Genomic DNA, 25221 nt, shown 5'->3' on the forward strand with positions numbered 1-25221 from the left:
CTTGTTGGCCACATCATCAGCGCCACACCATCGAGTACATTGGCCATGTCATCCGACAGGACCGACCAACCGATGCCGGCCGAAGGGGGATCCCTATTGCGGGAAAAGATGGCACAGTGTAACGAGAAGCCGCCCGTTCGGCAGCAACCACATCAGGGTCATTTGGCCTTGATTTATCCGGTGCCCGCAGGCCCAAGGAGTATTCCATGCAACCCTGGCAACCGCTGATCACATTCTGGTTTGGCGAAGAGACCGACGACGTCACCCGCGCCAAACGCCAAGCGCCCCTCTGGTGGGGCAAAAACAGCGACACCGACGCCCTGCTCGCCAGCCGCTTCGGTGAGCTGGCTGCGGCAGCCGCCGCCGGCGAGCTCGCCCACTGGACCGACGCGGCCGAGGGCCGACTGGCCCTTATCCTGCTGCTGGACCAGCTGCCGCGCAACATCCACCGCGGCACCCCCGCCGCCTTTGCCCAGGATGCCAAGGCGCGGGATCTCTGCCTCAAGGGGCTCTCGCTGGGAGCGGATCTGGCGCTGCCGCCGCTGGGGCGGGTCTTTTTCTACCTGCCGCTGGAGCACGCCGAATCCCGCGAGCAGCAGGCCAGAAGCGTGGCCCTGTTCGAGGGGCTGGCGGCCGAGCAGGCAGACGGTCCGGCGCGGGAGACCTTCGCCGGCTTTGCCGACTTTGCCCGCCGCCATCAGGTGATCGTCGAGCGTTTTGGCCGCTTCCCCCACCGCAACGCCATCCTGGGCCGCCAGGACACGGCCGAGGAGGCCGCCTTCTTGCTGCAACCGGGCTCGGGCTTTTGAGCCTAGTCCCAGCTGCGCATAAAAAAACGGGCCCGAAGGCCCGTTTTGCATGGGAATGACGGAGTTATGCCGCCTCCGCCAGCTCCTCTTCTTTTTTCTGGTAAGCCTGCGGCGAGAGGCCCAGCAGCTCCTGCACGGTAGAGGCCACCGTGATAGAGGAGATGGTGCCCACCAGGATGCCGGCGAACAGGGTGAAGGAGAAGCCGTAGAGGGCGTCGCCACCGAACAGCAGCAGAGCCCCCACCGTGAACAAGGTGGTGCCCGAGGTGATCATGGTACGGCTGAAGGTGGCCTTGATGGCCACGTCGGAGCAGTCGTGGATCCCCATCTGGGTGCGCGAGCTGAGCAAGTCCCGCAAGCGGTCGGAGATGACGATGCTGTCGTTGAGGGAGTAGCCGATCACCGCCATCAGACCGGCGATGACGTTGAGATCGAACTCGATGTTGAACAGCGCCAGCAGCCCCAGCGCCACCAAACCATCGTGCAGCACCGACACCAGGATGCCGATGGCTTGGCGCCACTCGAAGCGCACCGCCAGGTAGGCGGAGATGGCGAGCGAGGCCACCAGCACCGCCAGCATCCCCTGCTGGAACAGCTCGGCGCCCACCTGGGGGCCGACGATGGTGGTGCGCAGCAGCTCCACCGGCAGGTTGAGCTGCTGACCCAGCATCACCGCCAGCTCCTCGGCCGCCCAGGGCAGCTCGTGGGGCGGCAGCTTGATCAGCCACTCGCCGGGCACGCCGGCGCCGTGCAGCTCGACCACGCCCGCCAGGGGGGCCGTCAACAGGGCGTTGAGCTCATGGGCCTCCTTCAGGGTCTGGATGCGAAACTCCAGCAGGATGCCGCCGGTGAAGTCGAGGCCGAGGGAGAGGCCGTTGATGGCGAGCACCGCGATGCTCGCCACGGTCAGCAGCACGGAGGCCCACAGGCCGATGTAACGCCAGCGGGTCAGCCCCATGGCAATGATCATTCTCAGCATTGTTGTTCCCTCGACAGCAGATGGCTCTGGCTTCCCGCAGGGAAGCGCGTGACGCGGGCGCGGAGCAGGCTCGAACGCGCGGCGCGATGACACAGGTGGTGGTCAGTCATGATCACACCCTCAGCAGCTTGGCGCTGCTCTTGCCCCACAGGGGGTTGATGATGGCGCGCGTGCCCCAGATGCCGGTCACCATGCTGGAGATGAGGCCCAGGATCAGAGTGATGGAGAAGCCCTGCAGCGGCCCGGAACCGATGGCATAGAGCACCACGGCGCAGATCAGGGTGGTGATGTTGGCATCGAAGATGGTGCGAAACGCCGAGCGGTAACCAAAGTCGATGGCGTTGGCCAACGAGCCCCCTTCCCGCAGCCGGTCCTTGATCCGCTCAAAGATCAGCACATGGGTATCCACCGCCATGCCGACGGTGAGCACCAGGCCGGCGATCCCCGGCAGGGTCAGCACGGCGCCCGGCAGCACCGCCAGCATCCCAACCTGCATCAACAGGTTGGCGATGAGTGCGGTGATGGCGACCCAGCCGAACTTGCGATACCAGGCCATCATGAACAGCATCATGCCGGCCATGCCGAACGCCAGTGCGGTGAAGCCCGCCTCGATGTTCTGCAGACCCAGGGTCGGGCCTATGCTGCGTTCTTCCAGGATCTTGAGGGGCGCGGTGAGGGCGCCGGCGCGCAGCAGCATGGCCAGCTCCTGGGCTTCCGGCAGGCTGCCGATCCCGGTGATGCGGAACTGGTTGCCAAGGGCGGTCTGGATGGTGGCGACGTTGATCACCTCGCTCCTGGCCCGCAGCTTGCCTTCGGCATTGGTCTTGTACTCGGTAAAGACGGTGGCCATCGGCTTGCCCACGTTCTGGCGGCTGAACTGGTTCATCTTGCTGCCGCCCAGGCTGTCGAGCACGATGTTGACCTGGGGTTGCCCCATCTCGCCCATGTTGGCGCGGGCATCAACGATGTGCTCGCCGGTCAGCACCGGCTTGCGGGCCAGCCCCACCGCCTGGCCGTTGCGATCCGCCATGAAGAAGCGGCTGTCGGCCTGGGCCTCGTAGAAGGCCAGTGAGGCGGTGGCCCCGATCACCTCTTTCGCCTGCTTGGGATTGTGCACCCCGGGCAGCTCGATGCGGATGCCGTCCTGACCCTGGCGCTGGACCGAGGCCTCGACGATGCCGAGCTCATTGATCCGCTTTTTCAGGATCGACAGGTTCTGGGTCACCGCGTTGTTGGCCAGTAGGGTGCGCTCGGCCTCGCTCATCACCAGCCGCAGCTCGTTGCCGCTGCGCTTGAGGGTCCACTGATCCTGCCGGGTGCCGGCGGAATCCTTGATGATGGTGAGCCAGGGTGCCTGATCGGCCACCTCAGGCAAAATCACCCTCACCTCCCCTTCGCTCACCCGGGCCACGTTGGCGCCGCGCAGGCGCGCCTCGCGAAACTGGGTGCGCAGCATATCCACCAGGTTCTTGGTCTGGTTGTCGACCACAAAGCTCAGATCGACCCCGATCAGCAGCTGGGAGCCGCCGCGCAGATCCAGCCCGAGCTTGATGGGGGCGGCGCCGAGCTGGCTGATCCAGCCCGGGGCGTTGGAGTAGAACTCCAGGGTCAGCGCCGAGCTGTCATAGCCCTGCTGCTCCAGCAGCTGCTTGGCGCGCTGCTGTTCGGCCTGGCTGGCAAACACCAGCTCGACCCGCTCGCCCTGCTGCACCTGTTTGAGTGGCTCGATGCGGTTGTCGGCCAGCAGGGTACGCTGCGCCTCGGTCAGGCTGGTCTGGCCGTGCAGACCGAGAGAGGGCTGCTCACCGAAGAAGGTGGGCAGGGAGTAAAACGCAAAGGTGAACAGCATGAGCAGCAGCAGGGCGTACTGCCACATGTTCATGCGGTTCAAGGTGATACGACTCTTTTTTCTCATGAAATCAGCCTCTGTCAGGAGAAGGCTGCGCACTCGCCACGCAGGCGGCACGCAAGAAAATACGAATGAGACAGTGGCCCGTTCACACGCGGTGAGCAGACAGCAGGAGGCGATGAGGTGGTGCGAAAGGACCGGACCCCATCGGGATCAGGCGAGGTAACTCTGACAGAAACGGTATTGCAGGTGCTGGCGTTGCAACCGGTGCCGATGGATGGTGGCAAACCGATCGCGGAAACTGTGTTTGCGATAGAAGAGGGCGGCATAGAACAGCAGGCCGCACAGCAGCAGCAGGATCGCCTGCTGGGACCAGCTCATGATCAGCTGGTACACCACGTTGCCGGGCTGATGATCGCTGCGCAGGGAGTGTTCGAGCCGCAGCAGGTGATTCTGGTGGGAGCTGACGAACTTGACGACCCCGTCGTTGCTGTCGCTGGCACTGTGGATCACCTGAGCGCCATCGGTCGACGCCACACTCTCCCCTATCAGCTGTACCTGCTGGGCCGACTGCTGGGCTGCGGGCAGCTTGAACCCCTCCACCGAGAGGGTAGAGAACAACAGAGCGAGGGTGATGAGCAGAGTCATCAGCGCCAGTTTCACTTTGTCGGTCAGGCTCAAAAAGTTAATTCCCGCATAATAGAAAGGGCAAACTACCACAGGGGCCACACCAGAACAAGGGCATGGGGGCCGGCCGGCCCCCTTGGCGCCATTATCCCTCCGACATCTGCCTGAAATCGCGGGCATAGCCCTTGAGCAGGCTGTAGAGGTGGGCCCGCTGGGAGATGTCCAGCGACTGGCTGAGATCGCTCAGCCAGTTGACGGTGCGCTGGCGCGACTGATCGGTGTAGCCGGTGAAGCGGCCATCCATCAGGCCGTCCCCCTGTTGCAGCAGGGCGGTGAGCTGGGCGCCGAAGTCCTGGCTCTGGCGCTGCTTCATCAGCCGGTCCAGCTCCTTGGTCCAGGCGGTCTGAAACTCAAGCCAGGGGGCCTGCAGCTCGTACTGCCACTGGGCCCACTGGGCCACCAGCGGGGCCTGGGCCGGTTTCACCTCGCCAATCCAGAACACCAGCCGCTCGTTCATCTTGTCGCGAAACTCCTTGAGCATCTCCTCCCTGGGCTTGTCGGCAAACTCCTTTTCCCGTTCCGCCTGGCGGGTGAGCCGGTCCTTCATGAACATGGCCACCTGCGCCTCGGTCAGGGTGCGTGCCAGCCGCACCGCCCGTGGCACCGTGTTCTCCAGGGTACGGGTCAGGCTCTGCTGGGCCGCATCCAGATGGCGGGAGACCTGGGCTGGGGTCATGGGGCTCGCCACCGCCTTGGCCAGCGCATCGAGATCGTCGGCATAACGGGGCACCTCGCGCTGGCGGTGCCAGGCCATCAGCCCTTTCACTTCGTTGTCCAGCAAGCGCTTCTGGCTGCGATCCAGCGAGAAGTAGTCGTCCAGCTGCCAGACGATGGCCACGTCGAGCCAGTAATAGACGACCCGGGTGGAGCAGCCGGCCAGCAGCAGACAGAGCAGCAGCAGACTCCAGCGACTGGGCTTGCGCCAGGAAAAGGTGGTCACCATGCAAGGCTCCAATGTTGATGAAACAGGGTTGACGCAACGGATGATTCATAATGCCTGATGCCTACTCCAGCCGCTGCCGGTTGAGATCGATCAGCGCCTGGTAGTCAGGCCCCGGCTGCTGCTCCGCCATCAGCAGCGCCCACAGCAGCCCGATGTAATCGACCCAGGGCAAAAAGGCCCGGCTCTGAAAACCGCGCGGGCCGACCGGCCCCCCTGCCCGCTCGCAGTAGGCCTGCTCCAGTGCCTCGCGCTGGGCATCCTGCCAGCCGTGGGTGCGCTGGATGCTGGCCACCTCGAAACCGGGATGCCCGGCGGCGCCATACTCCCAGTCGATGACCCAGGGCCGGCTCCCCAACAAATTAGCCGGATTGAGATCATGATGGCAAGGGAGCCAGCAATCGGCGGGCTCGCGGCTGGCCAGCAGCCCCCGCTCCAGCGCCGGCAACCAGGCCGGCACCCGGGCCAGCCGGGCACGATAGCCGGCGCTGTGGGCCCGCACCGCCATCACCACGGTCGGCACCGGCAACCGGTGCAGCCGCGTCAGCACCCCGGCCAGCAGCGTTGGCTGCACCTCGGCCGGGGGGGGCGCCGCCAGCCAGTTCGGCTCGTCGCACCAGTCCAGCAGCATCAGGCCAGAGGCAGGATCGCTGTGATGGCAGGGCAAGGCCAGCCCCTGCCCCACGGCCCCCTGATAGAGCTGCCATTCGGTGGCCCGGTCGATGCCAAGGCGCACCGGATCGGGATGACCCTGGCGCAAAAAGTGACTGCGCCCCGAGGGGAGGCGCAGTCGATAGTTGCAGTTGGTCAGGCCGCTGGCCAATGGCGCCAGCCGGCCCGAGCGCCAGGGTGGCGGCAGGCGGGCCAGCAGGGCGCGCTCGGCGGCCTCCAGAGAGCCCTCGCTCGACTTACCAGCCAAAGGTGGACTTCTTGGCCTGCTTGCGGATCTCTTTCTGATCGGCCCACAGCAGCTCGCCGTTTTGCAGATCCATCAGGTTCATGGTCATCTGGTAGTAGACATCCTTCACCTTGCCGTTGTCCTTGACGATGCTGGCGAGGTTGCCATAGACCATGTAGCGGGCACCGGTCTGCTTGCCAAGGCGCACCATGGAGGCAGGATCCACCATGCCGCTGCTCTGCTGGTATTCAAGCTGCTGCTTGACCGCCGCCACCTTGCTCATGTCGACGAAGCGGAACTTGCCGGCGCGCAGCAGCTTGGTACGAATGGTGTCGGTGATGGCCTCGGTGTCGATGTGCTCGGAGGTCTTGTTGCGGATGGAGTCCATGAACATCACCGGACGGCCGCCGGCGGTGATCTCGCTGGTGGCCGGCGACGCCAGCATGGAATCCGCCATCTTGTCGGCGATGGCCTGCAGATCGCTGGAACCGTAATCGACGGTCACCGTCTCGGTTTCGGTCGGGTCGCCATAGCTGACGGTGGTGCTGGAGCAGCCGCCCAGCAGCAGGGCGCCGGTCAGGATCAGCAGGGCATGATTCATTTTCATCAATAAGATTCCTCAATCACTTCGCGTACGTAAATCCGGTAGCCCCGGGCGGCCGGGCTCGGCGCCAGGGCAGACAGGGTGCGGGTCTGATAGCCGTGCAGCTTGAGCGGCGTCCAGCCGCGGCCATCGCTGGCCACCTCCTGCCCCGCCTCATCATACCAATAGAACAGGTATTGCAGCTTGTTGTCACCGCGCTGGGTGCTGGCCGCCGCCACATTGACCTGCAGCAGGCCGTTCTGTTCGCGCCGGCTGAGCTCGGTCAGGGTGACATTGACGTTTTGATGCTGCTCCGCCACTGGCGCGGCGCCCGCCGCCCCATAGAGCGCCACGCCGGAGGTATTGGTGGCGCAGCCTGCCAGCAGCAGAACCAGGCCCATAGCCAACCCGTGTGCTTTCATCTTGCTCTCCTTGCCGGCGACCCCGAGGGGCCCGACCGGTCACTCATGTGTATTGCCATCGTTCGCCGTCACAGCGGCATCACCCGGGTCGTCAACCCGGCGCCGAGCCGCTGCACCCACACCAGGGTGGTGCGTCCCTGGTGGATGGTGAGCGGCAATTGCCGCTGCGCTGCCCCCGCGCCCAGGGTGAGGTTCACGTCGCCCGCAGGCAGCATCCCCTGCCAGCTCGCTGCCTGCGCCGGCAGCGTCAGCCAGCTGCGGGTGTCGGCCCGCTCCGAGAGGGTATTGAAGATGCCCACCAGAATATTGCCCACATCACCCCCCTCCTTGGCAGCGGTGCGCCGCACCTGCTCCTTGGCCACCAGCCGCAGCGCCTGGCGGGTCAGCATACCGGGCAGCCGCTCCTGCAGATCCTTGGCTGCCAGCGCTTCCAGCCTGACCAGCTCGCTGGTCTGCTCGACCCGCTTGCCCACCGATACCGTGAGCGGCCCGGTGTCGCTGGCCCGATTATCGTAATAGGGGATGGCGACGGTAAAGGTGCGAAAATCGCCGCCGGAGGTGGCGATGGGCAGCGGCAGGAACAGCTCGCGCCGTGCCGGGATCAGCCCATCTTCAAACAGCACCACCAGTTGGCCCTGATTTTTAGCTGGTGGTGGCGCTTTGCGACCCACCTTTTTCTCGGTTTCGCGGATCTCGTCTGCGGCGCCCCGCAGCACAGCCAGGCGCAGCAAGGCATCCTGCAGACTGCGGTTGTCCGGCGCTATCTGGTAACCGCGCTGATAATCGACCCAGGCATCGTTGAGATCGCCGGCCGCCTCATAGAGCACGCCGGAGAAATAGAAGGTGTAGGCGTTCTGGAAACCGTTCTTGACCCGCCCGATCAGCCGGTCGAGCTCGGGGGCGCCGCGCGACATCAGCTGGCGCATCTCCCCTTCGGCCTCGGCCTCTTCGCTCTTTTGCTTTGCCTTGCGCACCTCGTCGGCCCGCCGTTTGAGGGCCTGCTCCTGCACCTGGTTGGCGCGGCGCACCTCCACCAGGGCGCCCTCGGCATCCCCGCGCTGCAGGTAGTTGAGAGCCAGATAGTGGTGCAGCATGGTGCGCTCATAATCGGGCGCACGGTAAACCATGGTCTGGTCATTGGTGAGCAGGCTGCCCGCCTGGGCCAGCCCCTGGCTGACCCGGTACTCGGCCTGATTGTCTTCCCACGCCAGCCGGCTGTCGGCGGCGGCAAAGGCCTGCTTGCTGGCGGCATCCTGACTCGCCAGCCAGGCGATGCGCCCCTGCTCGAGTCGGTCCAGCACATAGGTATCGTCCCCCGGCGTGGAGTCGCGCACCTCGGACAGCGCCTCGGCGGCATGACCCAGCAACAGCTGGTTGCGCAGCGGCACCATCTGATCGGAATAGGAGACGAACATGTCTTGCCAGTGGGAGGCACAGCCCCCCAGCAGGGAACCGGCCAGCAGCAGGCCGGCCAGAGGAAGGCGCGGCATCACAGGCTGAGCAGGGGTCCCAGCGGCTGGCCGCCGACCAGATGCAGGTGGATGTGGTAGACCTCCTGCCCGCCGTGGCGATTGCAGTTCATGATGAGGCGGTAGCCATCCTCGGCAATGCCTGCCTCGCTGGCCAGCTTGCGGGCGACGGTGAACATCCGGCCCAGCGCCAGCTCGTGATCCGGCTCCACGTCGTTGACGGTGGGGATCAGCACGTTGGGGATGATCAGGATATGGGTCTTGGCCTTGGGCTGGATGTCGCGAAAGGCGGTCACCAGGTCGTCTTGATAAAGGATGTCGGCGGGGATCTCTTTGCGGATGATTTTGCTGAAAATGGTTTCTTGCGCCATGGATAACTCCTTTATATGAAAAAGAAAATTCAATGCCTGTCTCAAGCGGTTCCAACGCCCGTCATCAAGGCCCGGCAAGTGTGACACAAGCCGACATTTGACACAGCCGTTGTCCCATTCTCTTCAGTTATTGTTAAAAATACCGATAGCCGGAAGACGTCTGCCGACGTTGCTCGCCCACAGTGGTAGCAGGGTATCAAATGGACGGGGTATTCAGGCAAGGGACTTTTGCATATACAGCGGGACAATAATGAAACAAACAATGTCAGACCTCTCCATCTTGCAGAGGGTCTATCTTGGCTTTGCCATCCTGGTGGCCGTGATGGCGGCCACCTCGGTACTCACCTTCCGCAGCCAGAGCGAGCTCAATCAGGCGCTGGATCAGGTCACCCGGCAGACCATGCCGCTGGTGATCGCCAGCAGCCAGACCCAGATCAGTCTGCTCAGTGCCAACAAGTGGCTCACCGACGTGCTGACCGAGCAGGATCTCAAGCAGATCCCGGCCGAAGTGGCCGAGCTGCAGCAGGCCAAGGCACTGGTCGACCAGACTCTCGCCACCCTCGCCCGACAGGCGGCAGAACACCCGGAGCTGCAGGGGGAGCTCGGCGCGCTCAACCAGCTGGTCAAGGACTACCTGCAGCTGACCGACACCCTGCCCACCGAACACCAGGCCCTGCTCACCCGGCTCTACAAGGTGAACCAGGCCAAGGGTCAGTTCCAGGTCAGCCTGCCCCAGTTCAAGAAGAACCTGGGGGACATGATGATCACCATCGACGACAGCTTCATCAAGATGCTCTCCGAGACCCTGACCACCAAGCTCTCCGCCATTGAACTCTCCACCATGGATGCCCTCAACCAGAGCATCCCCGCCCCCATCGAGGCGGCGCTCAAGCGCAACAAGATGCAGATCGAGGGCTTCAACAGCACCATCAAGGATCTGCAGGGGGAGCTCAAGGACTTTGACAACAACATGGGCCACTACGTGCACGGCTTCGTGCGCGACACCACCGCCAGCGACGGCGTGCTGGCCCAGTACCTGGCGCTGATGCAGCAGCAGGAGCGGATGCGCGAGCAGAGCAAGCAGGCCAGCAAGCTCATCGTCAACATCCAGAGCAAGCTCGAACAGATCACCGCCCAGAGCCAGCGGCTGATGAACAACAGCATCCGCGCCTCCGGCAAGGTGCAGACCCAGAGCACCCTCACCCAGGGGGTGGCACTGGTCATCGCCATCACCATCGCCATCCTGGTGGCCTATACCCTCGGCAAGGCCATTCGCCGTCCGCTCAAGGAGCTGCTGCGGGTGCTGACCGAGGTGACCCAGGGCGACATGACCCAGCGCATCGGTTTTCGCAGCAACAACGAATTCGGCCGGCTCGGCAGCCAGGTCAACCTGTTGATCGAGCAGATGGGCGAGGTGTTGAGCCAGCTCTCCCAGGCGTCGGCCCAGCTCAACAACGCCGCCCACGACAACCGCCACACCACCGAATCGGTGCGGGCGGATCTGGAGAAACAGCGTCAGGAGACCGCCTCGGTCGCCGCCGCCATGACCCAGATGGAGGCCTCGGTGCGCGAGGTGGCCCAGGCCGCCAACCAGACCCTGGAGCGGGTGATGGACGTGGAGAAAGCCTCCGAGACCGGCCGCAAGGTGATGGCCGGCAACATCACCACCACCCACCAGCTGGCGGGCAAGCTGCAGCAGACCGGCAAGGTGATTGGCGACGTGAGTGCCATGAGCGGCCAGATCGGCAACATCCTCGACGTCATTCGCGGCATCGCCGAGCAGACCAACCTGCTGGCCCTCAATGCGGCCATCGAAGCGGCCCGGGCCGGCGAGCAGGGGCGCGGCTTTGCAGTGGTGGCCGACGAGGTGCGCAGCCTGGCCGGACGCACCGCCCAGTCCACCAGCGAAATCCAGACCATGATCGAGAACCTGCAGCAGGGGGTCGCCAAGGCGGTGACCGTGATGCAGGAGTGCTCGCGCGAGATGGACAGTTGCATGGATCAGAGCTCCCACGCCAACAACGCCATGGAGGAGGTACAGGGCATAGTGGTGCTCATCAGCGACATGTCGAGCCAGATCGCCTCCGCCGCCGAGCAGCAGCAGGCCACCAGTGCCGACATCGCCACCAACCTCAACCGCATCTCCGACATCTCGGATCTCAACTATCAGGGCATAGAGCGGGTGGCCGAGACCAGCCAGCAGCTCGACTCGCTGGCCGAGCAGCAGGAGAGCCTGGTCAAGCGCTTCCGGCTCAGCGCCTGACACCCACGCCAGCCCCGGCAACGACAAGGCCCCGCAGATGCGGGGCCTTGTTTTTTACTGGCAAGCGGCGCGGGATCAGGCGTAGGCGATGGCGCCCTTGCCCACCCCTTCATAGGCGACAATCTTGATGAACTTGTCGCCCACGCTCTTCTTCACCTCGCGGGCGATGTAGTGGGCCAGCAGCTCGATGGTGGTGTCGGTGTCGATCATCTCCACCTCCGCCGCCGGCATGGCCAGCTGGAACAGCCCTTGCGGCGCCACATACTTGAAGCCGACGTAGTGCTCGCCAGCCTCTTGCAGGATGGCCTTGGCCTGCTCGCTCAACGCGAGATCGCCGAGGACCACCCGATCCTCGTCGGTCCCCAGATAGATGTCGGCCCAGCGCTCGGCCCAGTTGAGCTCAAGCTCCTGGTCGCGCTCGCCGTCCACGTGGATCTCGATGGGAGAGCGGTGGCCGTGGGCGATGCGCTGGCAGTTGCCGTCGTGCTTCTTGAGGCCGTGGCTGTAGTGGTAGAAGGCGCCGTCGATGGCCTCCTGGCGCAGGGTCAGCGACAGATCCTTGATGTTGCCCGGCAGCCGTTTGGCCAGCACCGACAGCAGATAGCGGGTGACGGACTCCTTGTCCACCTGGGGGGCCGGAATGAAGGCAAAGCCCTGGCTCGGGCAGCGCAGGTGAATGGAGCGACCCGGCCGCAGCAGATCGACGGTGCTCTCGTCACCATCCAGCTGGGCCACCTGTACCAGGGGGCATTCGGTCGGCACCAGCAGCTTGTGATCCACCTCGTCATCGATGATCGACTTGATCAGTTTCTTGACCCGGCCGAAGTCCAGCAACATGCTCATCTCGTTGAGCTCGCCGCTCATTTCGATGTCCACCAGCCAGCTCTCCCCCACCATGCCGCGGCGTTCGCACAGGTAGCTGGAGTCGATCACGGTCAAATCTTTTACAAATAACTTCATCAGTCAGGCCTTGCTACAGAGAAAGGGCGGTTTGCGCTATTATGACCCGCGATTATCGGCAAAGGAACTGGAACCCCCCATGAACAAATTGCTTATCAAGAATGCCACCCTGGTCAACGAAGGCCGCATCTATGCCTCCGACGTGCTGATCGAGGGGGAACGGATCGCCCGCATCGCCCCGGATATCAGCGCCCCCGATGCAGTGGTGATCGATGCCGCGGGCCGCCACCTCATCCCCGGAATGATCGATGATCAGGTCCACTTCCGGGAGCCAGGGCTGACCCACAAGGGGACCATCGCCAGTGAATCCCGGGCCGCCGTGGCCGGTGGCACCACCAGCTTCATGGAAATGCCCAACGTCAATCCCCAGACCACCACCCTCGATGCCCTCGAAGCCAAATACCAGATAGCCGCCAACTCCTCCGCCGCCAACTACAGCTTCTACCTCGGCGCCACCAACGACAACCTGGAAGAGATCAAGAAGCTCGATCCGAAACAGTCCTGCGGCATCAAGATCTTCATGGGTGCCTCCACCGGCAACATGCTGGTGGACAATCAGGAGACCCTGGCCGCCATCTTCCGCGAGAGCCCGGTGATGATCGTCACCCACTGCGAGGACACCCCCACCATCAAGGTGCTGGAAGACGAAGCCCGCGCCAAGTGGGGCGAAGATGTGCCGATGCGCGAGCACGGCCGCATCCGCAGCGCCGACGCCTGCTACAAGTCCTCCAGCCTGGCGGTCTCCCTGGCCAAGCAGTACGGCGCCAAGCTGCACGTGCTGCACCTGACCACCGCCAAGGAGCTGTCGCTCTTCACCGCCACCCCGGATCTGAAGGATCTCAAGGACAAGAACATCACCGCCGAGGTGTGCGTTCACCATCTGTTCTTCAACGAGGCGGACTACGACACCCTGGGCAGCCAGATCAAGTGCAACCCTGCGGTGAAGAGCGCCGCCGACCAGCACGCCCTGCTGGATGCGGTGCGCAATGACGTGCTCGACATCATCGCCACCGACCACGCCCCCCACACCTGGGAAGAGAAGCAGAACAGCTACTTCAAGGCGCCGTCCGGCGTGCCGCTGGTGCAGCACTCCCTGCTGGCCCTGCTGGAGCTCTACCACAACGGGGTATTCTCGCTGGAGACCATCGTCAAAAAAACCTCCCACGCGGTGGCCGAGCGCTTCCAGGTGCAGGATCGCGGCTACATCCGCGAGGGTTACTTCGCCGACCTGGTGCTGCTGGATCTGGGCAAGCCCTACGTGGTCAACGACAGCAACCTGCTCTATCTGTGCGGCTGGTCGCCCTTCAACGGCTACCGTTTCCACAGCACGGTGGAGATGACCCTGGTCAACGGCCAGATCGCCTGGCAAAACGGTCAGGTCACCAACGAGGTGCTGGGCAAGCGGCTCACCTTCACCCGCTGACCCCTCTTCTATGTGCGCCGTCAGCACAGCGCCATCACAGGCCGCCCACCCGGGCGGCCTGTTTTTTTGCAGTCGCTCACGGCCCTGTCATGCGCGGTTTTTCGGCGATTGGCGGCACTTTAAGCGCAGATTGCTCGCAAAGCAGGCGAACGATCCCGGAGTGGAATTTCCGCTGTTGACAGGCAGGGCCCATCTCCATAAACTCAGCCCCCGTCAGCCGAGCTGACTCCGTCGGTGTGTAGCGCAGCCAGGTAGCGCATCTGCATGGGGTGTAGAGGGTCGGAGGTTCGAATCCTCTCACACCGACCAAATTCCCCGAGAAAGGCCTTGTCAGATGACAAGGCCTTTTCTTTTTGGCGCGGCGCGCCACCACGGGGCCTGCATTGTGCCGCCGATCGGTTTGTGCTGTAGTGATGCCCTGTGTTGCCAACCGGTGTTCGAGATGCCCTCTCCCCGCCCCTTTTGCCAGCGTCTGCTGTGGCTCGGCCTCTGCGCTCTCCTGCTGCTCGGCTGCGCCACCCCTTATCAGAGCCAGCCATCGTTCTGGAACGGCCAGACCGGTTTCTCCCAGACCCGGCTCGCGCCTGACAAGTGGCAGCTGGAATTTGTCGGCAACGATCTGGTGAGCCGGGAAACCGCCCGCAAATATGTGCTGAAACGGGCCGGTGAAGTGGCACAGGCCGAAGGTTATCAGTGGCTTGAGGTCAATGAATTGACCCTGCAACGGGACGCGGTCAGGGTGACGCCGAGTCGCCCCCTGTTCGGGTTCGATGACGACGAGCCAGATCCCTTTCTGGATCAGCGCACCGTGGAGCACCGCATCTCGGCGTTGCTCATCTTCACCCTCACTCGAAGCGCGAAAAACGACCAAACCATGAAAGCCGATTATCTTGCAAACATTAAAATAAACAGCGATTAATATAGCTAAATTGCAAGATCTATATCACATACAACTAATGACAAGATAAAATTCTGCCACAAGGCGCTGGATTTACCCCCCCGGATTAGGCATGCTGCCAGCACACCGGCTGTCAGGAATCTACGGCTCGGATCACAAAAACGGACTGAAGTGGCACCCTTGCCGCTTGAAACGCTCTGCACTTATCAAAACTGGGACCCACCCCATGAAAATGAACAAATTGACGGTTGCCATCCTCATCGCGATGCTGGTTGGTATCCTGACTGGCCAGGGCTATCGCATGTTTGCCCCTGACCAGGCCGCCGGCTTTGCCAGCGACATCACACTGTTGACCGATATCTTCCTGCGTCTGATCAAGATGATCATCGCCCCCCTGGTGTTCACCACTCTGGTGGTTGGCATCGCCAAGATGGGCGATACCCGCACCGTGGGCCGTATCGGCGCCAAGACCCTGGGCTGGTTCATGCTGGCCTCCCTGCTGTCGCTGACCCTGGGTCTGGTGATGGTCACCCTGATGCAACCGGGCGTGGGGCTCTCCCTCTCCCTGCCTGACGACACCGCCAGCTCCGGCGTGGTTGCCAGCGCCATCTCCCTCAAGGATTTCGTCACCCACGCCATTCCCAAAAGCGTGATCGAGGCGATGGCCACCAACGAGATCCTGCAGATCGTGGTGTTCTCCCTGTTCTTCGGGCTGGCTGCCGCCGCACTGGGTGATGCCGCCAAACCGGTGGTCATGCTGATGGCCAGCGCCGCCGAGATCATGCTCAAAGTGACCGGCTACGTGATGAACTTCGCCCCGTTCGCGGTGTTTGGCGCCATTGCCGCCATGGTCGCCAAGGAAGGGCTCGGTATCCTCGCCACCTACGGCACCTTCATGGCGCAGTTCTACCTGGCTCTGGGTTGCCTCTGGCTGCTGCTGATCGCCATGGGCAGCCTGTTTATCCGCCGCCGCATCGTGACCCTGCTGGCGATGATCCGCGAGCCGATCCTGCTGGCCTTCTCCACCGCCAGCTCCGAAGCTGCCTACCCCAAGACCCTGGATCGTCTGGAGAAGTTCGGTTGTGACAAACGTATCGCCAGCTTCGTGCTGCCGATGGGCTACTCCTTCAACCTGGATGGCTCCATGATGTACTGCACCTTCGCGGTGATGTTCATCGCCCAGGCCTACGGCATCGAGCTCTCCATGGCCCAGCAGATCACCATGCTGCTGCTGCTGATGGTCACCTCCAAGGGGATGGCCGGCGTACCGCGCGCCTCCCTGGTGGTGATTGCCGCCACCCTCAACCAGTTCCACATCCCGGAAGCAGGCATCCTGCTGCTGCTTGGCATCGACCACTTCCTCGACATGGGTCGCTCCGCCACCAACGTGCTGGGCAACGCCATCGCCGCCAGCGTGGTCGCCAAGAGCGAAGACAGTCTGGGTGAAACCGAACCCCTGGGTGACGTGGACACCGCCAAGGCGTGATCCCCGCATCACCTCCATCAAAACGGCCCGCAGATGCGGGCCGTTTTTTTATGTCTCATGGCGACACGGCAAGGCTCAGCACCAACGCCTCACCCGCCGGCAATAATCAGCATAGCCATCGCCAAAGCGGGCCCGCAGCGCCCGCTCCTCCGGCACTATCTGCCAGCGGCTGAGCCAGCCCCACAGCAGCAGCGGACCGAGCCACACCAGCAGCCCGCCCAGATAACAGGCCAGTGCCATCGTCCAGCAGAGCAGCCCCAGGTACATGGGATTGCGGCTGAGGCGATAGAGCCCGCCCGTTACCAGCGCACTGGCCTGCTCGGGGTGCAGCGGCGTCACCGTGGTACCCTGGCGGCGAAAGCGCAGCACGCCCCCCAAGCCAAACACAGTACCCAGCACCGCCAACAACAGAGCAGCTACCCGCCAACCGGCGCCAGAATTGCTCTCTGCTACGCCCCCCCATCCCAGCATGGCCGCCACGATCAGGCCAAACAACAGCAGCGGTGGCACCCGACACTCAAGACTCATCATCTATTGACTCCTGGAGGGTGCCACGATCGGCACCTTGCGTTACACTTCCCGACGGGAATAGCGCCCTGGAAAATTGTCAAAGTTCATAACAATAACAATGTCTTGGCTACACTTTATCCCATCTGCGTGAAAACGGCCCCTAACGACCGTCATGCACCTCAACCCAAACAATAAAAAAGGAACCACCCCATGCACAAGAAGACACTGCTGGCCACCCTGATCCTGGGCCTGCTGGCCGGTCAGGCCGTCGCGGCCCCTTACCTGCCGCTGGCCAGCGATCATCGCAACGGCGAAGTGCAGACCGCCAGCAATGCCTGGCTGGAAGTCGATCTCGGCGCCTTCGAGCACAACATCCAGACCCTCAAGGATCGTCTCGGCGACAAAGGGCCGAAGATCTGCGCCATCATGAAGGCCGACGCTTACGGCCACGGCATCGACCTGCTGGTGCCCTCTGTGGTCAAGGCCGGCATCCCCTGCATCGGCATCGCCAGCAACGAAGAGGCCCGCGTCGCCCGCGAGAAGGGCTTCACCGGCCGTCTGATGCGGGTACGTGCCGCCACCCCGGCCGAAGTGGAACAGGCCCTGCCCTACAAGATGGAAGAGCTCATCGGCAGCCTGGTGAGTGCCCAGGGCATCGCCGACATCGCCCAGCGCCACCACACCAATATCCCGGTGCACATCGCGCTCAACTCCGCCGGCATGAGCCGCAACGGCATCGATCTGCGCCTGGCAGACTCCAAGGAAGACGCGCTGGCCATGCTCAAGCTCAAGGGGATCACCCCGGTCGGCATCATGACCCACTTCCCGGTGGAGGAGAAAGAGGACGTCAAGATGGGGCTGGCCCAGTTCAAGCTGGACTCCCAGTGGCTGCTGGAAGCGGGCAAGCTGGATCGCAGCAAGATCACCATCCACGCCGCCAACTCCTTCGCCACCCTGGAAGTGCCGGACGCCTACTTCGACATGGTGCGCCCGGGTGGCCTGCTGTACGGCGACTCCATCCCCTCCTACACCGAGTACAAGCGGGTGATGGCGTTCAAGACCCAGGTTGCCTCCGTCAACCACTACCCGGCCGGCAATACCGTCGGTTATGACCGCACCTTCACCCTCAAGCGCGACTCCTGGCTCGCCAACCTGCCGCTGGGCTACTCCGACGGCTATCGCCGGGCGCTGAGCAACAAGGCCTATGTGCTGATCCAGGGCCAGAAGGTGCCGGTGGTGGGCAAGACCTCCATGAACACCATCATGGTGGACGTGACCGATCTGAAAGGGGTGAAACCCGGTGACGAGGTGGTGCTGTTCGGCCGCCAGGGTGAAGCCGAGGTGAAACAGGCGGATCTGGAAGAGTACAACGGCGCCCTGCTGGCGGACATGTACACCATCTGGGGCTACACCAACCCCAAGAAGATCAAGCGCTAAGCCAGTCTTTGCCATAAAAAAGGGCTCCCGCGGGAGCCCTTTTGCTTGTTTGCCAATTATGCCGTTTTCTTGCGAGTCACCCAGAGGCTCAACCCCATGGAGGCCAGTAGGATCAGCGCGACCACGCCGAGTGCAATGCCGGTGGGGATCTTGAAGATATCCAGCAGCAGCATCTTGACCCCGATGAACATCAGGATCAGCGCCAGGCCGTACTTGAGCAGGGCAAAACGCTCGGCAACGCCCGCCAGCAGGAAGTACATGGCACGCAGACCCATGATGGCGAAGATGTTGGAGGTCAACACGATGAAGGGATCCGTGGTCACCGCGAAGATGGCCGGGATGCTGTCCACCGCGAAGATGAGATCGCTCACCTCCACCAGCACCAGAATGAGCAGCAGCGGGGTGGCGTAACGCACGCCATCGCGCCAGACGAAAAAGTTCTCCCTCTCCAGCGTCTCCGTCACCTTGAAGCGGCGGCGCATCCAGCCCAGCAACGGGTTGTTGGCGAGATCCGGCTCCTTGTCGGCCGCCCACAGCATCTTGACCCCGGTCAGCAGCAGGAAGGCGCCAAACAGGTAGAGGATCCAGTGGAACTGCTCAATGAGCCAGCTGCCGGCGAACACCATGCCGGCCCGCATCACGATGGCACCCAGTACCCCGTACAGCAGGACCCGGCGCTGCAGCTCGGCCGGAATGGCAAAGTAGCCGAACAGCATCAACCAGACGAAGACGTTGTCCACCGCCAGCGCCTTCTCGATGAGGTAGCCGGTGAGGAACTCCAGCCCCTTCTGGTTGGCAATTTCACGGCCTGCGCTGTGATCCAGCCAGAACCAGATGGCCAGGTTGAACAGGAGCGCCACGCTGATCCAGATGAGGGACCAGATCCCTGCCTCTTTGAGCGACACCTTGTGCGCCTTGCCACCGCCGACAAAGCGGATATCAATCCATAACAGGACCAGCACTATGCTGAAGAAACCGGCCCACATCCACCATTCACCCATGTTCACTTCTCCCAAAAACGACAAAACCCACGACCGGGAGGCAGTGGGTTTGCGTTTGGAGCAGATACACCTTGCCTCTCGGCAAGGTCTCACTTACAGCCAACTTGCGTCAACTGCCCGGCTGCCGGGTGCACTGCAGGATATGGGTGCACCGTAATGACGACAAACCGGCGAGAAGTTACTCCCCTTGTTGCGCGGATAGTAACAGCGGTAAAAGATAACGCCAAGAGGCATCTTCATGCCGGCTGCAAAAAAACAGGGCGCCACCCGGGCGCCCAGTTCTGCCTGCTCATCCTCAGAGCGGATCCGCCTTGAGGCAGGAGACCGCATGGTCGAAGTTGCCCTCGAGCTGAGGCCGGGTCTTGGCACACTCAGGACCGGCCACCGGGCAGCGGGTACGGAACACGCAGCCTGACGGCGGGTTCATCGGCGATGGCAAATCCCCCTCCAGGATCTGGATGGTCTTGCTGCGTTCCAGATCCGGATCCGGAATGGGCACCGCCGACATCAGCGCCTTGGTATAGGGGTGCAAGGGGTTGGCGAAGATCTCCTTGCGGGTCCCCAGCTCCACCGCATTGCCCAGATACATCACCAGCACCCGATCCGAGATGTGCTTGACCACCGACAAGTCGTGGGCGATGAAGATGAGCGACAGCCCCATCTCCTTCTGGATAGCCTTGAGCAGGTTGACCACCTGCGCCTGGATGGAGACATCCAGCGCCGACACCGGCTCGTCACAGATGATCATCTTGGGCTCGAGGATCAGCGCCCGGGCGATGCCGATGCGCTGGCACTGACCGCCGGAGAACTCATGAGGATAGCGGTTGACCAGGTTGGGCAAGAGCCCCACCTTGCTCATCATGGCCCGCACCTTCTCCTTCACCTGATCTCGGGAGAGGTCGGGATAGAAGGTGATGAGCGGCTCGGCGATGATGTCGCCGATGGTCATGCGCGGGTTGAGGGAGGCCAGCGGATCCTGGAAGATCATCTGGATCTCTTTGCGCTTCTCGCGCAGCGCCTTCTGGTCGAGCTTGGTCAGATCGTTGCCCAGCCACACAACCTTGCCGTCGGTGGCCGGCACCAGGCCGATCAGCGCCCGGGCAAAGGTGGACTTGCCACAGCCGGACTCGCCCACCACGCCGAGGGTCTCCCCTTCGTACAAGCGCAGGGTCACCCCGTCCACTGCCTTCAGGGCGGAGGGTTTGGCCCAGGGCCAGGCCTTGTCACTCTTGATGCTGAAGTGGACCTTGAGGTCGGACACTTCCAGCAGCAGTTTCTTGTCAGTCCCCATTTAGTTCGCTCCCTTGATCATGGCATCCGATACCCAGTGGCAGGCCCGCTCCCGGCCGTCGTTGAACGGTGTAAGGATCGGCGACTGCTTGCCGCAAATCTCGCTCACCCGGTGGCAGCGCTCCTGGAAGGGGCAGCCGGTGGGCAGACGCAGCAGGTTGGGCGGATTGCCCGGGATGGTGGGCAGCTCTTCCCCTTCGGTGTCGAGGCGGGGAATGGCGCGCAACAAGCCCTCGGTATAGGGGTGGCTCGGGCGATAGAAGATGTCGTTGACCTTGCCGTACTCCATGGTACGGCCGGCATACATCACCAGCACCTTGTCGCAGATACCCGCCACTACGCCCAAGTCGTGGGTGATCATGATGATGGCGGTATTGAACTCGCGCTTGAGCTCGTTCATCAGGGTCATGATCTGGGCCTGCACGGTCACGTCCAGCGCGGTGGTCGGCTCGTCGGCGATCAGCAGTTGCGGCCGGCACAACAGCGCCATGGCGATCATCACCCGCTGGCGCATGCCACCGGAGAACTCGTGGGGATACATCCCCATCCGCTTGCGCGCTTCCGGGATCTTGACCGCGTCCAGCATGCGCACCGACTCTTCGAACGCTTCGGCCTTGCTGACGCCCTTGTGCAGCATCAGCACTTCCATCAGCTGATCCTTCACCTTCATGTAGGGGTTGAGCGAGGTCATGGGGTCCTGGAAGATCATGGCGATCTTCTCGGAGCGGATCTTGTTGAGCTTGTGCTCCGGCAGATTCAGGATCTCGTCGCCCTGAAATTTGGCCGAACCGGTGATGACACCGTTCTTGGCCAGCAGCCCCATGATGGCGAACGCGGTCTGGGATTTGCCCGAACCGGACTCACCGACGATCCCCAGGGTCTCTCCCGCAGCGAGGGAGAAGTTGAGGTCGTTGACCGCCACCACATTGCCGTCCGGGGTCTTGAACTCGACCCGCAGATCTTTTACATCCAGTAATTTCATAAAAACTCCTTATCGATCTCTCGTGACGTTTTCCTGTCGATCCGATGCGCCATCCGCCCGATTGAGCCGCACTCTGCGGCCCCTCGGCGCGTTGTTTCAGCGCTTCTTCGCCGTTCTATCAGCGATCTTTCGCCGCTTTCTCAGCGATCCTTCGGATCGAGGGCGTCACGCAGACCATCCCCGAGGAAGTTGAAACAAAACAGGGTCACCACCATGAAACCGGCGGGGAACAGGAGTTGCCAGATGGCCACTTCCATCGACTTGGAGCCTTCATCCAGCAGAGCGCCCCAGCTGGTCATGGGCTCTTGTACGCCCAGCCCCAGGAAGCTCAGGAAGGATTCGAACATGATCATGCCCGGCACCAGCAGGGTGGCGTAGACCGCCACGATACCCAGCACGTTCGGCACGATGTGACGGGTGATGATCTTCCACTTGGAGACGCCGCAGACGTGAGCCGCCTCGATGAACTCCTTGCTCTTGAGGCTCAGGGTCTGGCCTCGCACGATCCGCGCCATGTCGAGCCAGCTCACCGCGCCGATGGCGATGAAGATGAGCGCCAGGTTGCGGCCGAAGAAGGTCACCAGCATGATCACGAAGAACATGAAGGGGAAGGCGTTGAGGATCTCAAGCACCCGCATCATCAGGCTGTCGACCCGGCCGCCGATGAAGCCGGAGGCTGCACCGTAGAGGGTGCCGATGATGACGGCCACCATGGCCCCCATGATGCCGACCATCAGCGAGATGCGCCCGCCGAGCAGGGTACGCACGAACAGATCGCGCCCCAGGCTGTCGGTGCCGAACCAGTGGCCGGTTTCCATGTCCGGAGCCGCCTGCATGGCGCCCCAGTCAGGATCGTCGAAGGTGTATTGGGACAGATGCGGCCCCACGATCACCGCCAGACCGATGATGGTCAGGATGATGAGGCTGGTGAGCGCGGCCTTGTTGCGCAGGAAACGGCGACGGGCATCCTTCCACAGGGAGCGTCCTTCCACCACTTCCACTTGCTGGGCGAACGCCTCGACGGCTTCGCGTTTTTCAGTTGTGACAACCATGATGTACTCCCGACTTAGTAACGGATCTTGGGATCGATAAAGGCATAGAGAATATCGACCACGGCGTTAAAGGTGATGGTGAGGGCGCCGACCAGAATGGTCAGACCGAGCACCATGGAGTAATCACGGTTGAGGGCACCGTTGACGAACAGCTGGCCAATCCCCGGCAGGCCGAAGATGGTCTCGATCACCACGGAACCCGTGATGATGCCGACGAACGCCGGCCCCAGATAGGAGACCACCGGCAGCATGGCCGGACGCAGCGCGTGTTTGAGGATGATGTGGCGCAGCGGCAAGCCCTTGGCGCGGGCGGTGCGGATGAAGTTGGAGTTCATGGTCTCGATCATGCTGCCCCGCATGATCCGCGAGATGGCGGAGATGTAGTACATCATCATGCCGAACACCGGCAGCACCATGAATTGCACCCCGCCGCCCTGCCAGCCACCGGCCGGGAACCAGCCGAGATGAATACTGAACAGCAACACCAGCAAGGGCGCCAGCACAAAGCCCGGGATCACCACCCCGGCCATCGCCGACGACATCAACAGGTAGTCGATGACGGTATTCTGTTTCAAGGCGGCAATGGTGCCGAAGGTGACCCCCAGCGTCACCGCGAACAGAAAGGCGAAGGAGCCAATCTTGGCCGATACCGGCAGCGCCTGGCTCACCAGATCGTTGACGGTGAAGTCCTTGTATTTGAAGGAGGGACCGAGGTCGCCCTGGACAAGGTTACCCAGATAGGTGAGGTATTGCACACCGATGGGCTTGTCGAGGCCATATTTGGCTTCGATGTTGGCCAGTACTTCCGGCGGCAGGGAGCGTTCGCTGGTGAAGGGGTTGCCCGGCGCGAAACGCATCATGAAGAAGGAGACGGTGATCAAGACCAGCAGAGTCGGGATCGCTTCCAGTAGACGTTTAAAAATGAATTTCAACATAGACAATTCCTGTCCTGTACTGCTTCCAAAGGGTCGCGGTTGTAATAAAGGCCCGCCATCCGGCGGGCCTGCTTTGTTATGCGACGTGTTACTTTACTCAGTGAGCAATGATGTACATGTCTTTGCTGTAGAGGTTGTCCAGCGGGTTGGCCGGGTAGCCGCCCACGTAGGACTTGACCATGCGGGAGGTCACGTACTGATAGATGGGAGCGATCGGCATGTCCTTGGCCAGGATCTCTTCAGCCTGCACATAGAGCTTGTTGCGGGCATCGGCATCCACCTGATTGCGCGACTCGTTCATCAGCTTGTCAAACGCCGGGTTGGAGTATTTGCCGTCGTTGTTGCCGTGCGTGGTCTGCATCAGATCCAGCATGGAAGAGGCTTCGTTGTAGTCGGCGATCCAGCCGGCACGGCCCACATCAAACTGACCCTGTTTCTTGGTTTCCAGGTAGGTTTTCCATTCCTGGTTGACCAGGCTCACCTGCACGCCCAGCTTCTTCCACATGGAGGCCACGGCGACCGCCACCTTCTTGTGATTGTCGTCGGTGTTGTAGAGCAGCTCGAACTTGAGCGGCTTGCCCGGGCCGAAACCGGCTTCGGTCAGCAGCTCTTTCGCCTTGGCATCACGCTCTGCCTGGGTCAGCTTGGACCAGGCCGGCGCCACCGGCTTGAAGCCGTCCACGAAATCAGGCACCAGGGTGTAGCCCGGAGTCTCGCCCTTGCCCATCACCTTGTCGGCGATCACATTGCGGTCGATGGCATAAGAGAGGGCGGTACGCACCCGCACGTCATCAAACGGCTTGTGCTTGAAGTTGTACTGGTAGTAGTAGGTACCAACATAGCCGCTCACCTTCACCTCGTTCGGCAGCTCTTTCTTCATCTGCTTGAAGCGCTCGATGGGCATGTTGTAGGTGAGATCCACTTCGCCAGCCAGATAGCGGTTCAGCTCGGCGTTGGTGGACTGGATCGGCAGATAGGTCACCTTGTTGATGACGGTCTTGGCGTTGTTCCAGTAGTTCGGGTTGCGCTCGACGTCGACGCGCTCGTTGACCACCCAATCCTTCAGCACATAGGCACCGTTGGATACCATGTTGCCGGGCTGGGTCCACTTGTCACCGAACTTCTCGATCACCTTCTTCGGCACCGGGTAGGTGGTGGTGTGGGAGAGCATGCTGACGAAGTAAGGCACCGCCTTCTCCAGCTGCACCTCGAAGGTATAGTCGTCCACGGCCTTCACGCCCAGGGTGTCGGCCGCTTTCTTGCCGGCGATGATCTCGCTGGCATTGACGATGGTCGGGATCTCCAGATACCAGGAGTAGGGAGACGCCGTCTTGGGATCCACGGCCCGCTTGAAGGCGAACTCGAAATCGTGGGCTGTCACGGGATCCCCGTTGGACCACTTGGCATCTTTGCGCAGGTGGAACACGAAGTGTTTGTTGTCCTTGGTTTCCCAGGACTCGGCCATGGCGGGAAGCACTTCCCCTTTGGGGCCGGAGGCAACGAGACCTTCGAACAGGTCACGCAGAATATTGGATTCAACCGTTCCTTCGGTTTTGTGCGGGTCGAGAGTGGCAGGCTCGGAGCCATTGCCTTTTACCAGCTGCTGAACGTCAGCCAGTTTGGTACCTGCGGGAACATCGGCGGCTTGTGCCGCGTTGACACCGCCGAACAGTGCTGCCACCAAGAGGGTATTAATCATTGTTTTTTTATGAGTCATTTCCATACTCCACAAGAACATTCCATGCAATTTTCCATCAACGGGATAAGTACCCCGCTGCCAGCATAATTCCCTGACATTTCTGATAATGCAATAGATATTGTCAGGCAGGACTGGACTTCATGGTCAAAAAAGCAGCTTTTAACCAATTATTCAGAATTTAAATATCGCGCGATGGACGTTTTTTATACAAACTCGCTCGATTCTAGGAAATGACCAACAAAAAAGAAACAATAAAAAGCCGGTCACGAGGACCGGCT

The 25221-nt window shown here is 62.2% G+C and carries 23 protein-coding genes and 1 tRNA gene; 7 read left to right on the plus strand and 17 right to left on the minus strand.

The window, feature by feature from the left end; translation table 11 throughout:
• Positions 1 to 206: 206 nt before the first annotated feature.
• Complete coding sequence (locus tag OKB87_RS02805) at positions 207 to 809, plus strand: DUF924 family protein (protein WP_085734856.1); 603 nt, start codon at positions 207 to 209, stop codon at positions 807 to 809.
• Between the two features lie 64 nt (positions 810 to 873).
• On the opposite strand, the gene secF is transcribed toward OKB87_RS02805, so the two are convergent.
• The 9 genes from secF to hinT form a co-directional block, all read right to left on the minus strand.
• Positions 874 to 1788, minus strand: a complete 915-nt coding sequence (secF, locus tag OKB87_RS02810) for a protein translocase subunit SecF (RefSeq protein WP_024944906.1) — start codon at positions 1786 to 1788, stop codon at positions 874 to 876.
• Positions 1789 to 1900: 112 nt separating this feature from the next.
• Positions 1901 to 3703 (minus strand): protein translocase subunit SecD, encoded by a 1803-nt coding sequence (gene secD / locus OKB87_RS02815; protein WP_024944905.1) that lies wholly within the window; start codon positions 3701 to 3703, stop codon positions 1901 to 1903.
• Positions 3704 to 3850: 147 nt separating this feature from the next.
• Positions 3851 to 4357, minus strand: a complete 507-nt coding sequence (locus OKB87_RS02820; RefSeq protein ID WP_270826398.1) for a hypothetical protein — start codon at positions 4355 to 4357, stop codon at positions 3851 to 3853.
• Positions 4358 to 4409: 52 nt separating this feature from the next.
• Positions 4410 to 5267, minus strand: a complete 858-nt coding sequence (locus OKB87_RS02825) for a DUF6279 family lipoprotein (protein WP_270826400.1) — start codon at positions 5265 to 5267, stop codon at positions 4410 to 4412.
• A 61-nt stretch (positions 5268 to 5328) separates the two neighbouring features.
• Positions 5329 to 6183 (minus strand): choline kinase family protein, encoded by an 855-nt coding sequence (locus OKB87_RS02830; RefSeq protein WP_270826401.1) that lies wholly within the window; start codon positions 6181 to 6183, stop codon positions 5329 to 5331.
• Positions 6173 to 6769: a penicillin-binding protein activator LpoB gene (gene lpoB, locus OKB87_RS02835; protein WP_005302153.1), complete on the minus strand. Its 597-nt coding sequence runs from the start codon at positions 6767 to 6769 to the stop codon at positions 6173 to 6175. The genes OKB87_RS02830 and lpoB overlap by 11 nt, the downstream gene beginning before the upstream one ends.
• Positions 6769 to 7167, minus strand: a complete 399-nt coding sequence (locus OKB87_RS02840) for a YcfL family protein (RefSeq protein ID WP_270826402.1) — start codon at positions 7165 to 7167, stop codon at positions 6769 to 6771. Before OKB87_RS02840 ends, lpoB begins: the two co-directional genes overlap by 1 nt.
• Before the next feature lie 68 nt (positions 7168 to 7235).
• On the minus strand, positions 7236 to 8657 hold the full coding sequence (locus OKB87_RS02845; protein WP_270826403.1) for a COG3014 family protein: 1422 nt from the start codon (positions 8655 to 8657) through the stop codon (positions 7236 to 7238).
• On the minus strand, positions 8657 to 9007 hold the full coding sequence (gene hinT, locus OKB87_RS02850; protein ID WP_010633658.1) for a purine nucleoside phosphoramidase: 351 nt from the start codon (positions 9005 to 9007) through the stop codon (positions 8657 to 8659). Before hinT ends, OKB87_RS02845 begins: the two co-directional genes overlap by 1 nt.
• Before the next feature lie 262 nt (positions 9008 to 9269).
• Here hinT and OKB87_RS02855 point away from each other — a divergent pair, with 262 nt between their 5' ends.
• Entirely contained in the window at positions 9270 to 11270 is a 2001-nt protein-coding gene (locus OKB87_RS02855) for a methyl-accepting chemotaxis protein (RefSeq protein ID WP_270826404.1), read from the plus strand.
• A 75-nt stretch (positions 11271 to 11345) separates the two neighbouring features.
• Here the strand turns inward: OKB87_RS02855 and OKB87_RS02860 are convergent, their stop codons facing one another.
• Positions 11346 to 12230: a 6-carboxytetrahydropterin synthase gene (locus tag OKB87_RS02860; RefSeq protein ID WP_270826405.1), complete on the minus strand. Its 885-nt coding sequence runs from the start codon at positions 12228 to 12230 to the stop codon at positions 11346 to 11348.
• A 79-nt stretch (positions 12231 to 12309) separates the two neighbouring features.
• Between OKB87_RS02860 and OKB87_RS02865 the strand changes: the two genes are divergently transcribed.
• The 4 genes from OKB87_RS02865 to OKB87_RS02880 all read left to right on the plus strand — a co-directional run bounded on the left by OKB87_RS02865 (position 12310) and on the right by OKB87_RS02880 (position 16037).
• Complete coding sequence (locus OKB87_RS02865; protein ID WP_005302169.1) at positions 12310 to 13653, plus strand: dihydroorotase; 1344 nt, start codon at positions 12310 to 12312, stop codon at positions 13651 to 13653.
• Between the two features lie 232 nt (positions 13654 to 13885).
• A tRNA-Pro gene (locus OKB87_RS02870) sits at positions 13886 to 13962 on the plus strand.
• A gap of 133 nt (positions 13963 to 14095) precedes the next feature.
• The gene (locus tag OKB87_RS02875) at positions 14096 to 14572 is read left to right on the plus strand and encodes a CC0125/CC1285 family lipoprotein (RefSeq protein ID WP_016351078.1); all 477 of its coding nucleotides are present in this window, start codon (positions 14096 to 14098) and stop codon (positions 14570 to 14572) included.
• Positions 14573 to 14777: 205 nt separating this feature from the next.
• The gene (locus OKB87_RS02880) at positions 14778 to 16037 is read left to right on the plus strand and encodes a dicarboxylate/amino acid:cation symporter (protein ID WP_026080087.1); all 1260 of its coding nucleotides are present in this window, start codon (positions 14778 to 14780) and stop codon (positions 16035 to 16037) included.
• Positions 16038 to 16112: 75 nt separating this feature from the next.
• On the opposite strand, the gene OKB87_RS02885 is transcribed toward OKB87_RS02880, so the two are convergent.
• Complete coding sequence (locus OKB87_RS02885; RefSeq protein ID WP_270826407.1) at positions 16113 to 16568, minus strand: methyltransferase family protein; 456 nt, start codon at positions 16566 to 16568, stop codon at positions 16113 to 16115.
• Positions 16569 to 16757: 189 nt separating this feature from the next.
• On the opposite strand from OKB87_RS02885, the gene alr reads away from it, so the two are divergent.
• On the plus strand, positions 16758 to 17984 hold the full coding sequence (gene alr / locus OKB87_RS02890) for an alanine racemase (protein WP_011706424.1): 1227 nt from the start codon (positions 16758 to 16760) through the stop codon (positions 17982 to 17984).
• A gap of 56 nt (positions 17985 to 18040) precedes the next feature.
• Here the strand turns inward: alr and OKB87_RS02895 are convergent, their stop codons facing one another.
• From OKB87_RS02895 to OKB87_RS02920, 6 genes are all read right to left on the minus strand, one after another.
• Positions 18041 to 18985, minus strand: a complete 945-nt coding sequence (locus tag OKB87_RS02895; RefSeq protein WP_270826408.1) for a TerC family protein — start codon at positions 18983 to 18985, stop codon at positions 18041 to 18043.
• Between the two features lie 295 nt (positions 18986 to 19280).
• Positions 19281 to 20276, minus strand: coding sequence for a murein tripeptide/oligopeptide ABC transporter ATP binding protein OppF (oppF, locus tag OKB87_RS02900; protein WP_011706426.1), 996 nt, complete (start codon positions 20274 to 20276; stop codon positions 19281 to 19283).
• Positions 20277 to 21257, minus strand: coding sequence for an ABC transporter ATP-binding protein (locus OKB87_RS02905; RefSeq protein ID WP_270826409.1), 981 nt, complete (start codon positions 21255 to 21257; stop codon positions 20277 to 20279). It lies immediately after the preceding gene.
• A 140-nt stretch (positions 21258 to 21397) separates the two neighbouring features.
• A complete protein-coding gene (gene oppC / locus OKB87_RS02910; RefSeq protein WP_011706428.1) occupies positions 21398 to 22309 on the minus strand; it encodes an oligopeptide ABC transporter permease OppC in 912 nt (303 codons plus the stop codon).
• A 14-nt stretch (positions 22310 to 22323) separates the two neighbouring features.
• Entirely contained in the window at positions 22324 to 23244 is a 921-nt protein-coding gene (gene oppB, locus OKB87_RS02915; protein WP_011706429.1) for an oligopeptide ABC transporter permease OppB, read from the minus strand.
• A 97-nt stretch (positions 23245 to 23341) separates the two neighbouring features.
• Complete coding sequence (locus OKB87_RS02920) at positions 23342 to 24961, minus strand: ABC transporter substrate-binding protein (RefSeq protein WP_011706430.1); 1620 nt, start codon at positions 24959 to 24961, stop codon at positions 23342 to 23344.
• Positions 24962 to 25221: the final 260 nt, after the last annotated feature.

This window comes from Aeromonas sp. Y318-1 (genome assembly GCF_027706125.1).
GTDB lineage: Bacteria > Pseudomonadota > Gammaproteobacteria > Enterobacterales > Aeromonadaceae > Aeromonas > Aeromonas hydrophila.